The organism is Deltaproteobacteria bacterium, assembly GCA_020848745.1.
In the GTDB taxonomy this organism is placed as follows: domain Bacteria; phylum Desulfobacterota; class Binatia; order UTPRO1; family UTPRO1; genus UTPRO1.
This window is the reverse complement of the sequence record JADLHM010000087.1, coordinates 1-13137: the sequence shown is the minus strand read 5'-3', so window position 1 is coordinate 13137 and position 13137 is coordinate 1. Positions and strand designations below refer to the sequence as shown.

The window sequence follows — 13137 nt, the reverse complement described above, 5'->3', positions numbered from 1 at the left end:
CGGTCGAGATCTGGACGCGCACCCTCGCGGACGGACGGAGCGCCGTCGCGCTCTTCAACCGCGGCCCGGCCGCGGCGCGGGTCGAGGCGAGCCTCGCGTCGCTCGGCATCGCCGCTCGGATGAGCGCTGTCGACGCGTGGGCGGAGCGGTCGCTCGGCGTGCTCGACGGCACGATCGCCGCGGACGTCGAACCGCACGGCGTCGCGCTCTTCGTGCTCGCGGCGCTCGCGGACGCGCCGAGCTCGACGCCGTGATGCGGCGGGTCCTGGTCGCGACGGCGCTGCTCGGGCTCGTCGTCGGCATCGAATTCTGGCGCCGCCCGCGGGAACGGGCCGCGCCAGCGCGGCCCGCGCCCACGGCGGCGGCGAGCCCGACCACTGCCGTCGCGCCGGCCGCGTCGCCGAACGCGCCTCCCGCCGCGCGCGCCACCCCGCCGCCACGAGGCTCCGCGCCGCCGGCGCCCACCGCGGGCGCCGTCCGGCGCGAGGACGCGGACCGACTCCTCGCGGAGGGGAAGGTGATGGAGGCGGTCGAAGCGTTCCGGGAGGTGGTCGCCGCGGAACCGACCGCCCGGAACCACGGCGACTTCGGGGGGCTGCTCTATCGTCTGACGGCCTTCGACGAGGCCGCGATCCACCTGCGGGCGGCGGCGGAGCTCGATCCCGGGAACGCCGATCGCTGGATCGCGCTCGCCAACGTCTATTACCGCAAGGTGAACCCCGGGGAGGCGTGGAAGGCCGAGCGGCGGGCGCGCGAGGCGGAGCCGGGGCTCGAGCTCGGGCGCGACGCCGACGGCATGCGCGTCCGCAAGGGCGAGGCGACCGCGCGTCAGCCATAGCCGGCGCCGACCCGCGGGCGGCCGGGGTCGGCGGCGCGCCGGCACGCGCCTCGGATTCCGCCTCGGATTTTGCGTTGACCGCGTCGTTTCGCCCGTGTTAGCCGCGAGGGATCGACGCGGATCGCGTCCCGACCCCACAGGAGGATACAGTGAAGGTTGCAACCCAGTTCCAGGCGCTCGCCGCCGCGCTTGCGCTCAGTGCGCTGCCGGCCCTCGCGCACGCGTTCCCCGATTGTCCCGCCGACCACGTGAGCGACGGCTACACCTGCACCGAGCAGACGGGTGCGGGGAAGACCGGCGGCTTCTTCCGCGTCACCTTCCCCTCGGACTGGGACGGCGACCTCGTCATCATCAATCACGGGTTCGACCTGAACGACCTGCACACCCGTCCGCACGAGACGTGCAGCCATCACGTCGGCACGACGTGCGAGCAGGACTCGGATTGCGGTCCCAACCGGTTCTGTAACGAGATCTCCTATCTCGGCCTCGACGAGGTGCTGCTGCCGATGGGGAAGGCGGTCGCGGCCGGAACGTACACCGACAGCGGCTGGGCGACGTTCCACTCCGCGAAGGACATCAAGGACATCCTCAAGTACGTGAAGAAGAGCTCGGGCTTCGGCGACCAGCTGAAGCGCGTGATCGTCACGGGTTTCTCCGGCGGCGGCGCGGTCACCGCCGACGCCACCTTGAAGCTCAAGATCGACGGCGCGGTGCCGCTGTGCGCCGCCGCGGCCGGCGGCCTCACGACGTGGGACGTCGCGCACGAGGTGCGGCTGGTCTACGATTACGTCTGCAACGACGTCCCGGGCGCGAAGTTCGTGTACCCGAGCGACACCGGCCAGCCGAACAGCGACAACTCCAGCAGCGATGCGATCGGCGTCGCACTCAAGGTCGACGCGTGCTTCGGCGGCATCCTCGGCGCTCCGGACGTGGACCAGGCGGCGCGCTACGCCAAGTTCCAGGAGCTCACGCAGTTCACGGGCGATGCCGCCCACGGCGGGAGCGGCGTCAACGTCGCGAGCGCGATCGGCTTCCCGGTGCTCGGGCTCGGCGACATGGTGTGGGACGACAAGCGTCTCAAGGGCAAGCGGATCGGCTTCAACGACACGCTCGACTACACCGGGCTCGGCGACGACGTGATGCTGGCTGCGGACTACGACGCCAACGTCGAGCGGCTGACCGCGGGGAAGGGCCGCAAGCAGCTCCGCAAGGCGTTCTCGCCGGACTTCACGAAGGGGTTCGGCAAGAAAGTCGCGTATCCCATCCTGTCGATGGCCGGCGCAAACGACTGGCTCGTGATCCCGGAGTTCAACCGCGTCTACGACGACGCGCTCACGGCCGGCGGCAAGGCGCACACGCAGACCTGGATCGAGACCTACGGCCACTGCGTGTTTAGCGAGCAGGAGATCACGGCGCTCTTCACGAAGTACTTCGAGTGGCTCGGTCCGGTGGGCGGGCCGTACGGTTCGCAGCCGACGGCGACCGACATCTCCAACGCGTGTCTGGCGCTTCCGGGCGGCGTCGCCGGCGACACGTGCAACTTCGATCTCGGCTTCGCGGCGAACGCGATCTTCGACCGCATTCCGCCGCGCGCCGACTGGCCGACCGCCGCCCAGGCGCCGTAAGCCACCGGCCCGGCGCGGCGTTCCGGGCGAGAGCGCGATGCGTCCCCCGAGCGGGTGACGCATCGCGCTCCGCCCGTCCGTCCCGGCCGGCTCCCCCCCGCTTCGGGCGGGTGAAGCTGGCAGACGTGCCGTCCCTGGCGAATGCGCACGAGTCGGATGCGAGCGGGCCGTGGCGGTGTCTTCATCGAAAATCTCGTCCGCACGCGCACGTAGCGCGCCGAGCCAGGGTGGCCGTCTTCTTGCTCTCCGAGCCTCCTCGACGGTCCCTACGCGGCTCCGCGTGCCGCCCCCCAAACTCTACGACAGGAGAGCTTCCGCATGCAGAAACTCGTCGTCGCGACATTCGCCGCGATCACCCTCGCCCTCACGAGCGCGGCCATGGCCGCCCCGGGGGACAAGCTCGATCCCACGAACATGAACCTCCCGGCAGGGTACGCCCCGCCGTCGCAGGGCGGCCTCTCGTGCACGCGCTACATGAACAAGCGGGCGACGATCATGCCGCTCAACTGCGAGCTGAGCTGCGCGATCGATTTCGCCTCGGCCGCGAGCCGGGGCCTCGCTTTCGACTACAACTACTGCCGCAGCACCTGGACCTATTCGTGTGAGAAGCAGTACCAGCGGGCGCTCGAGAAGCTCGATCAGGGAACCTGCATGAACTGCCTCGACGCGCCAGCGCGCCAGGCGCTCTATCCCCTGTACCGGGACGCCGTGAACGTGGCCAAGGATCAGATCTACTGCGACAACAACCCGGCCAATACGGCGTTCCCCGACGGCCACGGTTTCGTGTCGCAGCAGCGCGACGTGGTGAAGTGCCAGAACAAGATCGCGCGCAGCCTGGAGAAGGCGGCCAAGTGCTTGAACCTGCACTGCCACCAGAAGACGACCGAGCTCCTGTTCTGGGACAAGCCGATCCGCACCACCTTTGCCGAGTGCGAGACCGACGACGTCGTCAAGTCGTGCAAGGCGCGCTTCATGCAGTCCGTCCTGAAGGCCGGTGACAGCTGTCCGCCATGCCTCGACGCGAGCGCGATCTGGACGAGCTTCCACACGGCGCTCGATACCAACAACGGCGCGATCTACTGCTCCGACCAGCCCGACCAGTGACCGTCCCGGCCGTGTGACGGGCGCGTCGTCGGGGCGACGCGCCCGTCGCCCGCCGATCGCGCGCCGCGGGCGGGTCGGCGGGGCGCCCGCGACTCTCAGGCGACGACGGGGATGTCGGCGCGCGGCGCATCGTCCAGGATCTCGAACGCGGCGCGATGGGCCGTTCGCAGGACGAGGGGCGGCCGGCCGGCGCGGCGGAGCGTGAGCTCGCACGCGGCGAGCTTCGAGTTCAGGCAGATCTTCGTGCCGCCGGGCGGGTTGCCGTACGTGAGCCCGACGAAGCGATCCGCCGGCGCCGTGATGCGGCCCTCGACGGCGACGCTGCGGTCGGTGGAGGCGAAGCGCCAGTCGAGGCCGTCGATGCGACCGCGCGCGCGGAGCGCTCGGGCGAGGGAGTTCAAGGCGAGGCGCTCGTCGCCGAGCTGCACCACGACGAGGGTCATGGGCGGGGTCCAGAGGGGGCCGAGCCGGACCTGGGCCGTCGCGCACTCGAGAAAGGCCTCGGGGACGTCGTCGAAGCCGGCGACTTGGCCCCAGGCGTACCGGTCGGTGTGGCGGGCGCCCCAGTTGTGGTTCTGGCTGCCGACCCAGCCGTCGATCGCGTGCGCCGCGCCGTCGACGCGGATCGTGCCCCGGAACGCGGCTCGGGGCCGCGGGACGAGCGCCTTCGCCTTGGGAAAGCTGCGGACGTAGAGGTCGGCCGGCAGGAGGAGGAGCGGCGCGTCGCCGCCGCCGTAGGCGAGATCCCAGGCGAGCGCGTGCGCGGGGGAGCGCGCCGCGCCGACGAGCCGTCCGTCGTCGAGGACGGCGTCGGCAACCCGCGCGAGGACTGCGTCCGTGCCGAAAGCGCATGCCGCGAGCGGGTGCTCCTCCTTCACCGCGGCGATCGCTCCGGTCTCGCCGTCGAACCAGACCGCCCAGAGCTCGCCGACGGCGTCCTGCGGACGCTCGCGCGGGCTGAAGATGGTGTAGCGGATCCAGAACGCGAGCGGCCGCGCGGGGTGGTTGGCGCGGAGGAACCAGCTCTCGTAATGCCCGCCGGCTTTGCCCGGGACGAACCGGGGGCGATTCCAGGCGGTGCGCGCGGCGGCATCGGACATCGCGCGGCTCGTTAGCAGACGGCCGGGCGTGCGCTCAACGATCGAACGATCGATGCCCCCCGGCGACGCGGGCGACGCATGGCGCTGCGCCGGGGGCTCAGCCCGCGGCGAGCGTCTGGCGCAGATGCGCGGCGATCTCCGAGAGGAAGCGATGCACCGAGGCGTCGGCGATGCGATGACCGACGAGGGCGTCGAGCGCGGCTCCCACGGCTCCCAGTGGCGGATCGTAACGGCCCACGAGCTCGAGCTGCGTTTCCGTCGGGGTCAGGGCGTAGACGATCAGCTGCGCGTGCATGAACGGGAACAGGCGCGGCAGGCTCGCCGCCTGCCATTCCAGCGGAAACGTCGTGGTCGCGGGCGCCTTGGCGTCGGCCGTTCGTTCCTGCACGGGGCCGAGCGCGATGGCGATGTCCGTGCCGATTTCGAAGCCGCCGACGTTCAGGTGCAGCTCGGAGGCGACCGACGCGGCCCGCGCGGCGGCGGTCTTGGTGGCGGTCCGGCAGACGGCGAGCAGGTCGCGCCGCAACACGTCGCCCACCCGCGCGTAGCTCGCGTTGACGTAGTCGTAGTAGCGGACCTCGCGCGTGCCGCTCATCGCGGCGCTCCGTTCTCGCGAGCGGCCGCGGCGGGCGGAGGCATCGGATGGGGATGCGGCTCCAATCGGTCGCGGCGGAGGTGGGCTTCGGTCGGACGGAACCAGCGCAGGACACGATGTCGGGTGACTTGCAGGAGCTTGCTCACGGGACGGGGATGCTTGACGACTGTGGTTGCAAGGGCGCTCATCGTCGCCCTCCTTTCGGGGGCCGCATGGGGCATACCGTTCTCCAGAGCAGCGGCCGTGCCAGTCGGCAGGATGGCGGAAAGACGCGTGGGACCGAGAGCGGCACGCCCGCGCTCCCGAGTGGCGAGAACGGAAGCCGGGCCGCATTCTCGACTTCGAGAATCCGCGCGGGGCGCTGCGGGGTCAAGAAAGCGCTGCGCGCGTGGGGGTTCTCCTTGACCGAGCGCAGACAAGGCGATACGGCGCTCCGCGGGCGTCGCTCGGGGTTCTGGGTCAGGGTTCCAGACGGAGGGGGTCAGCGTGCTGCTGGACATCCGACGGTCGAGAGGGTTGGCGGCGGCATGGCGACTGCTGACGGTGGCAGTGCTCGGCGCTTTGGCCGCGTGCGAAGGCGGCGGTGGGGGCGGCAACGACAACGCCCAGCCACCCGAGCCGCCGGCGACGAGCATCAACCGGCTGAACGTCACCATCCTCGACGCCGAGGTCGACGAGGACCATCGCCCCGTCGTCCGCTTCGCGCTCACCGACGAGAACGGCGGACCGCGGTCGGCGTCCGATGTCCGGATTCGCCTGGTGATCGCGGTACTCGATCCCGAGGCCCACGAGTATCGCGACTATCTCACCACCGTGCAGACCAGCCCGGACACCGGCATCGCGGCGACCCAGGCGGCGGCCGAGGACGCGGCGACGGGAACGCTGCAGGACGTCGGCGGCGGCGTCTACCGGTATCTCTTCGCCATCACCCTGCCGGACGGCTACGACGCGAGCGCGTCCCATCGGGTCGCCATCTACGCTGACGTGACGATCGACGACGTCGGCTACGTGTCGAACGCCGTCCACGACTTCGTGCCCGCGGGCGGCCCGTTGCCCGCGGAGCGGGACATCGTGCGCACCGAGACGTGCAACGGGTGCCACGATCCGCTCGAGGCCCATGGAGGCTCGCGCCGTGACGTGCGTCTCTGTGTCACCTGCCATTCATCGCAGATCACCGACTTCACGACCGGGGAGACAACCACGCAGATCGATCCCGACACCAGGAACGCGCTCGGCTTCCCCGAACTCATCCACAAGATCCATCGCGGTGAGAACCTGCCGAGCGTCGAGGCGGGGACGCCGTACCGGATCGTCGGGTTTCGCCAGAGCGTCATCGACTTCTCGCACGTGGTGTTCCCGCAGGACATCCGCAACTGCGAGACCTGCCACGCCGGCGGCACGCAGAGTCACTTTTTCTCGACCAAGCCGTCGCGCGCGGCCTGCGGGTCGTGCCACGACGACGTCAACTTCGCGAGCGGCGCGAATCACGGCGGCGGGCCGCAACCGACCGACGGCAGCTGCTCGGCTTGCCACGTGCCGGACTCGGGCCGGGAGTTCGATCAGTCGGTGGTCGGGAGCCACGTGATTCCGGCTCACTCGTCGCAGGCGCGGGGCGTGCACTTCGAGATCATCGCGGTACAGAGCGCCGAGACGGGGTCGACCGTCGTTGGGCCGGGCGAGCATCCGGTGGTCACGTTCCGCATCACCGACGACGACGGCAACGCCATTCCGGCCGTCACGATGAACTCCCTGAGCTTCACGCTCGGGGGCTCGACGGTCGAGTACTCGGCGCAGGACTACGATGGCGACGGAACGATCGTCCCGGGCGACCCGTCGAGCCCGTGGACGCCGGGCGCCGAGACCTTCAAGTCGGAATCGGCGATCCGAGACTCGTCGGGCACCGATCCATCGGGCGTCTCGCGCTACGCATTCAAGAGCAACGTGCCGCCGAACGCGACCGGAACCTACGTCGTCGGCGTCGAGGGCTACAAATGCGCGACGATCGACGGGGCCAACCAGCGTCTCGGCGGCAGCAACTGCTCGGGAACGCGGGACGCGAACGGCAACGGCGTCGAGGACCCCGGCGAGGTCTTCAACGAGGTGCGCGATGCCGGCCGCAACGAGATGCTCGCGTTCGCCGTCACGGACGGGGCTCCGGCGGCGCGTCGGCAGCCAGTCTCGATCGCCCGGTGCTCGGTCTGCCACGGGATCTTCTCGCAGGACTTCCTCGTGCACGGCGGCATTCGCAACGACGTGACGTACTGCCCCGTTTGCCACAGTCCGTCGAACGACACGCTGAGCCGCCAGCTGCCGCCCGTCGGCGAGACGGCGACGACGAGTCCGATCGATTTCAAAGTGATGATCCACGAGATCCATCGCGGCGAGAACCTCACGGCGCCGTACGTGCTCTACGGTCGCCCGTCCGGGCAGTTTCCGAACCAGACCGAGAACCCGGTCGACTTCGGCGAGCTTCTGTATCCGGGCGATCTCCGCGACTGCGAGGCGTGTCACGTTCCCGGGAGCTACGTGCTCTCGCCCGGACAGGGCGTGTTGCAGGCCGGGGTGTTGCCGTCGACCACGCGCGAGTTCTTGCGCGGACAGGACGACAAGAGCGTGCTCCAGACCTTCGCCACGCCGCCCACGATCGCCGTCTGCGCGAGCTGTCACGATGACGTGAACTTCGCCACCGGCCAGAACCACGCGGCCGGACCGCAGTCGGAGTCGAGCTGCGCCGGCTGTCACGGGGTCGGGAAGAAGTTCAGCGTCGAAAGCGCGCATTTCCCCGGGCTCGCCCGTGAGGATCGCATTCAGAGGCCGAATTGAGGCGGAGGGGAGCCCGGGCGTGACGCGTCGGTGGGCGGTGACGGCGGTGATGGCCCTGGTGGGGCTCTGGGCCTGCGGCGGCGGCAACGACGACGGGCAGGATCTCGGCAACCTGCTCGACACCGCGCAGGGCACGCAGCTCACGGCCGCGGAGCACCCGACGGGCTGGCAGCGCCGGGAGTGTTTCACCTGCCACCCGATCGAAGAGCTGCACCGGACGGATCACAGCGGGACCGGCGTCCTGCCGTTGGAGGACATCCGGCGCCTCGTCGCGCGCGACCGTCTCGACAGCTGCCGCCTCTGTCACGGCAACAACGGACTGGACGAGTAGCGAGCATGCGCCCTTCCGTCCGCCTGGCCTGCGCCGTCGCGATTGCCAGCCTCCTGCTGGCGCGGTCGGCTCCGTGCGAGCCTCCGAAGTGGACGCCCACGTCGAGCGGCTTCTACGGCAACGTCTACACCGCCTTCCAGGCGAACACGCCGCTTCGGCGGCCACTCGACGACGACAAGAAGGTCTTTCCCTTCTATCAGTACCTCGATTTCAAGGGCGCGGATCCGACGCGCGGGCTATCCCTGTCGACCTTCGCGCGCGCGCGCGAGGTGGCGAACGGGGACGGCGCGACGGTCGACGTCTACAACGCGAACCTCGAGTACCGCGGGCTCGGCGGCGCGCTCCTGGTGCGCGGCGGCCGTCAGGTCCTCACGGAGGGCACGAACTTCGTCCTCATGGACGGGGCCTACGTGCGGGCGAAGCCGGTGGAGGGATTCGACCTGGTCGCCTACGGGGGGTACCAGGACGAGGATCTCCAGCCCTATCCCGAGCGCCCCGATCGCAGCTTCGGAGTCTTCGGCGCGCGGCTGCGCTCCACGAAGCTCCTCGGGGCGCTGATGACGGTCGGGTATCAGGGCCTGACGCCGAACGGCGAGGCGCCTCGCCACTTCGTCGACGTCGGCTTCCGGCGCGCGGTGCCCTACACGGACCGCGCCGACGTCTACAGCCGGCTCGAGCTCGATGCGACCGAGGGCGATGTCGCCTTCCTGAGCGCCGGCGTCGGCCTGAGCGTCGCGCGCCCGCTCTATCTGAACCTCGAGTACGACAGCTACCAGCCCGATCCGGACCGCGATCGCTTTCTCCAGGACCGCATCTTCGACGTGTTCTCGATCGATCGTCTGCACGAGGCGCGTCTGGGCACGACGTATCGGGCGACGTCCTATCTGGACGTGTCCGGCAGCTATTCGTTTGCGCTCTACGAGAAGCAGCAGGAGGAGGCGACGCACGGCAACATCTGGAAGCTCAGCCTCGGCTGGAACTTCTGGCGGCAGATCGGGCTGCGCGCGTTCCAGGGCGCGTACTTCATCGAAGGCGGCGGCCGCGATCGCGCCATCGGCGTGAACTGCGGCGTGTCCGAGGAAATTCTCCGCGGCCTCGAGATTCACGGCGTCTTCGCCTTCGCCAGCTTCGACAGCATTACCGGCAAGCACGGCAAGGCGTACAGCTACATCGTCGGCACGCAGTATCTCGTCTTCCGCAACGTCTCGTTGCTCGCCGAGATGGAATACAACACCAACCCCGATTTCGAGACCGACGTGCGCGGGAACTTCGGAATCACCTTCACGTTCGGTAGGGGCTGACCAGGTGCGACGACAGACGATCTCGTGGCTCGCGGTGGTGGCGTTCGGGGCGCTCGCGGCCTACGGATGCCAGAAGCTCAATCAGGGCGTCGATTGGGGCTGGAAGGCCGAGCGCCCGGGCGATCCCCTCGCGGTGTTCTCGCACGAGACGCACAAGAACGTCTTCGCGCGGGAGCAGCTCCAATGCTTCGCATGTCACACGATGACGGCGCGGGTCGAGGACGAGAAGGACGTCGCGGCGGCGATCCGCGCCGCGCAGGACACGTTCTCCGGCGGCAAGGACGCGTGCCACGCCTGCCACTACAACCCGGCCGGCAACATCGCTCCGGACCGCTGCGGGCTCTGCCACGTCGACACGCGGGAGATCGCACCGGTGAACCACAACTTCGATTGGATGTCGCGTCACCTGGTGTTCGCGAAGAGCGACTCCGAGACCTGCCAAGAGTGCCACCAGGAGCGCTACTGCCAGGACTGCCACAACCGCCGCGACGAGACGGTGCGCAACTATCACGACACCAACGTCCGGTTCACGCACGGCATCGAGGCGCGCGCCAATCCGATGAAGTGCGGCGAGTGCCACACGCAGGGCTTCTGCCAGCGATGTCACACCGAGGGTGGCTATGAGCATTGAGCGCCGCGGGCTCCTGCTCCTGGTCGCGTGCGTGCTCGCCCTGACGGCGGGCCTGGGTCCGGCCGCCGCCAAGGACGAGGACGAGGAGAATCCGCACGAGAAGATGACACGCAGCAAGAGCGTGTGCGTCGACTGTCACACCAAGGTGCCGAAGGCGGACGAGCACGCGGCCGACTTTTTTCTGGTCGATACGCCATCGGAGCACTGTCTCGGCTGCCACGAGGAGAACGAGCACACCGGCGTCGGCGAGCACGACGGCAAGAATCTGCCGAAGGATCTCACGATCCGCCTGCCGGTGGACGAGAACGGGAAGGTCGCCTGCTTCACGTGTCACGATCCTCATCCCGCGGGACTGCTCACGGGGCGGACCGTATACCGGTCGGCCGTGAGCGAGGCGACGCGGTCCTTCGTCGCCATGCGGTCCTTTCCGCCGTCCGTCGCGCGCCGCGCACCGTCGGAGGATTTCGGGGCGTTGTTGCGGATACCCGCCGGGGAGGCGGGTTGCTCGGTCTGTCACGCTGTACTCAACGAAGCATCGTGGAGGGAGAAGACGCTATGGGGTCAGCACATTCGCGTATTGCCGCGCTAGTCGCGGTCGGCCTGGTGGGCGTGCTTGCGGGGGCCGCGTCGGCCGCCGACGAGGGCCTCGGGGTGTTCATCGAGAAGCGTTGCTACACGTGCCACACCGTGAACGCCCGCGCAGCCGAGGTCGACAAGCAGAAGGCGGCATTCCTGAAGGAGAGCGGCGCGGAGGCGGGTGAGGATGAGGAAGAGGACAAGGAGTCGAAGGGCGGGGACCTCTCCGACGTCGGCAAGAAACGCGACAAGGCCTGGCTGGACAGCTTCCTGAAGAGCCCGAAGGGGCAGTTCAAGGACGATGCCGAGTGTCAGCGTGAGGCGAAGAAGAAGGACCGCAAGAAATTCAAAGGGACGCCGGAGGATTTCGACAAGCTCGCGGCGTTCTTGTTGGGCCTCAAGCAGGAGGCGAAGCAGGCGCCGGGATTCACGTCGTGCCTGAAGGAGTAGACCGCGGGTGACGTGGGAGTGGTGGCCGCTCGTCATCACGCGGGCGACGGACGGTGTGGATCTCGGCGAGCCCGGGCTCCACACCGTGCGCGCGGCTGCGCTCGCGCTCTGCCTGCTCGCGCTCGGCGTGGTCGCCTATCACACGCTGATCCGGCCGTTCTTTGGGTCCGATCGCATGGAGCCGTCGTCGCGCCTGGCGATGTTGATCGGGTTCCTGTTTCTGTCGCCGCTGGCGTACGTGGTGAACGCGGGGCTCGCGATCACCGGCGCCAAGCCGGTCTCCTTCTGCGCCTCGTGCCATGTGATGGACGGGTACGTCCAAGATCTCCAGAACCCCGACAGCGAGCATCTCGCGTCGCTGCACTACCAGTTTCGCTGGATCAACGATCATCAGTGCTACACCTGTCACTCCGACTACGGGCTCTTCGGGGACGTGCAGGCGAAGATCGCCGGGCTCCGTCACGTGTGGTTCAACACCACCGGCGGCTACGAGCTGCCGTTGAAGATTCGTGGCACGTACAACAACGAGCGCTGCCTCTTCTGTCACGAGCCGGTGAAGGCGTATCGCGAGGTTCCCGAGCACGAGAAGAACGCGGCCAAGATCGCCACCAGCGAGCGATCGTGCATCGGCGGCGACTGTCACGTGTCGCCGCATCCGAAGGCGGCGGCCAATCCGGAGGCGGCGACGAAGCCGGAAGCGGTCCATGACTCCTGAAGAGGTCGGGAGAGCCGCGGCCCGCCGGACGCGTCAGGGGTGGCTGACGCTCGCCGGCCTGCTCCAGGCGCTGGCGATGCTTTGCGTGATCAGCGCCGTCGTCAAGCTGACGCCGCTCACCATGACGTTCTCGGTCGGCGGCGCGGGCATCCTCCTCGGCCTGGCGTGCGGGATCTACCTGGTGATCGTGGTTCGCGAGCTCCGGCAGCGCAACATCTTCTGACGGCTCACAGCAGGGCCGCGAGCTCGCGCCATTGCCGGAGCGGCAGCGCGCGCGGGTCTTGGTCGAGGGCCTGGAGGCAGACGTGGTCCGCCCCCGCGTCGTGGTGGGCTCGGATGCGGCGCGCGATCGCGTCGAGGTCGCCCCAGGCGACGATCGCGTCCACCAGCCGGTCGCTGCCGCCGTTCGCGACGTCCTCGTCGGTGAAGCCGAGGCGCTTCAGGTTGTTCACGTAGTTCGGGAGGGCGAGGTACATTCCCATGTGGCCACGGGCGACGGCACGCGCGATCGTCGCGTCGCGCTCGAGCACGATCGCCTGCTCGGGGGCGAGAACGGGCCCCGGGCCGAGGGCGGCGCGGGCGTGTGCGGTGTGCTCGGGCGGGACGAAGTAGGGGTGCGAGCCCCAGGCGCGCCGCGCGGCGAGCTCGAGCATCCTCGGCGCGAGCGCGGCGAGAACCCGCTTCGGTGGAGACGGCGGCTGGCAGGCGACGAACGGCGCCTGGTCCATCGCGTCGAGATAGCGCTCCATGGCGGAGAGCGGTCTCGCGTAGTCGTGGCCGCGCATGCCGACGAGGGGCGCGTGGCTCACGCCCATACCGAGGAGGAAGCGTTCCGGGTAGGCTTCGGCGAGCGTCTTCTGCGCGCCGGCCATGGCGGTCGGGTCGCGCACCCAGATGTTGGCGATCCCGGTCGCGACCACGATGCGCTTGGTGGCGGCGAGGAGGAGCGCGGAGCTGGTGAAGGCCTCGCGCCCGAACGCCTCGGGGATCCAGAGCGCGCCGTAGCCGAGCGCGTCGAGCTCGGCGGCGGCCTCCCGCGCCCGCGCGG

The 13137-nt window shown here is 69.5% G+C and carries 15 protein-coding genes; 12 read left to right on the top strand and 3 right to left on the bottom strand.

Annotation, left to right across the window (positions count from 1 at the left end):
• From IT293_12735 to IT293_12720, 4 genes are all read left to right on the top strand, one after another.
• Positions 1–254, top strand: a 254-nt coding sequence (locus IT293_12735) for a hypothetical protein (protein ID MCC6765518.1), incomplete at its 5' end; no start/stop codon positions are given.
• A complete protein-coding gene (locus tag IT293_12730) occupies positions 251–838 on the top strand; it encodes a tetratricopeptide repeat protein (GenBank protein MCC6765517.1) in 588 nt (195 codons plus the stop codon). The genes IT293_12735 and IT293_12730, both read left to right, overlap by 4 nt.
• Positions 839–987: 149 nt before the next feature.
• Positions 988–2463: a hypothetical protein gene (locus IT293_12725; GenBank protein MCC6765516.1), complete on the top strand. Its 1476-nt coding sequence runs from the start codon at positions 988–990 to the stop codon at positions 2461–2463.
• Positions 2464–2781: 318 nt separating this feature from the next.
• Entirely contained in the window at positions 2782–3567 is a 786-nt protein-coding gene (locus IT293_12720) for a hypothetical protein (protein ID MCC6765515.1), read from the top strand.
• Between the two features lie 95 nt (positions 3568–3662).
• Here the strand turns inward: IT293_12720 and IT293_12715 are convergent, their stop codons facing one another.
• Together IT293_12715 and IT293_12710 are read right to left on the bottom strand one after the other, a co-directional pair.
• Entirely contained in the window at positions 3663–4667 is a 1005-nt protein-coding gene (locus IT293_12715) for a hypothetical protein (protein ID MCC6765514.1), read from the bottom strand.
• Positions 4668–4764: 97 nt separating this feature from the next.
• Entirely contained in the window at positions 4765–5262 is a 498-nt protein-coding gene (locus IT293_12710; GenBank protein ID MCC6765513.1) for a hypothetical protein, read from the bottom strand.
• A gap of 486 nt (positions 5263–5748) precedes the next feature.
• On the opposite strand from IT293_12710, the gene IT293_12705 reads away from it, so the two are divergent.
• Genes IT293_12705 through IT293_12670 form a run of 8 tightly spaced genes read left to right on the top strand, consistent with a single transcriptional unit; the run spans position 5749 to position 12312 of the window.
• Positions 5749–8085: an OmcA/MtrC family decaheme c-type cytochrome gene (locus tag IT293_12705; GenBank protein MCC6765512.1), complete on the top strand. Its 2337-nt coding sequence runs from the start codon at positions 5749–5751 to the stop codon at positions 8083–8085.
• Positions 8086–8104: 19 nt separating this feature from the next.
• Positions 8105–8416: a hypothetical protein gene (locus tag IT293_12700; protein ID MCC6765511.1), complete on the top strand. Its 312-nt coding sequence runs from the start codon at positions 8105–8107 to the stop codon at positions 8414–8416.
• 5 nt (positions 8417–8421) lie between these two features.
• Positions 8422–9717, top strand: a complete 1296-nt coding sequence (locus IT293_12695) for a hypothetical protein (protein MCC6765510.1) — start codon at positions 8422–8424, stop codon at positions 9715–9717.
• A 4-nt stretch (positions 9718–9721) separates the two neighbouring features.
• On the top strand, positions 9722–10348 hold the full coding sequence (locus tag IT293_12690; protein MCC6765509.1) for a hypothetical protein: 627 nt from the start codon (positions 9722–9724) through the stop codon (positions 10346–10348).
• The gene (locus IT293_12685) at positions 10338–10937 is read left to right on the top strand and encodes a hypothetical protein (protein ID MCC6765508.1); all 600 of its coding nucleotides are present in this window, start codon (positions 10338–10340) and stop codon (positions 10935–10937) included. The genes IT293_12690 and IT293_12685 overlap by 11 nt, the downstream gene beginning before the upstream one ends.
• Positions 10904–11374, top strand: coding sequence for a c-type cytochrome (locus IT293_12680; GenBank protein ID MCC6765507.1), 471 nt, complete (start codon positions 10904–10906; stop codon positions 11372–11374). Before IT293_12685 ends, IT293_12680 begins: the two co-directional genes overlap by 34 nt.
• A 7-nt stretch (positions 11375–11381) precedes the next feature.
• On the top strand, positions 11382–12089 hold the full coding sequence (locus tag IT293_12675; GenBank protein MCC6765506.1) for a NapC/NirT family cytochrome c: 708 nt from the start codon (positions 11382–11384) through the stop codon (positions 12087–12089).
• Positions 12079–12312, top strand: a complete 234-nt coding sequence (locus IT293_12670; GenBank protein ID MCC6765505.1) for a hypothetical protein — start codon at positions 12079–12081, stop codon at positions 12310–12312. Before IT293_12675 ends, IT293_12670 begins: the two co-directional genes overlap by 11 nt.
• 4 nt (positions 12313–12316) lie before the next feature.
• Here IT293_12670 and IT293_12665 read toward each other — a convergent pair.
• Positions 12317–13137, bottom strand: an 821-nt coding sequence (locus IT293_12665; protein MCC6765504.1) for an LLM class F420-dependent oxidoreductase, incomplete at its 5' end; no start/stop codon positions are given.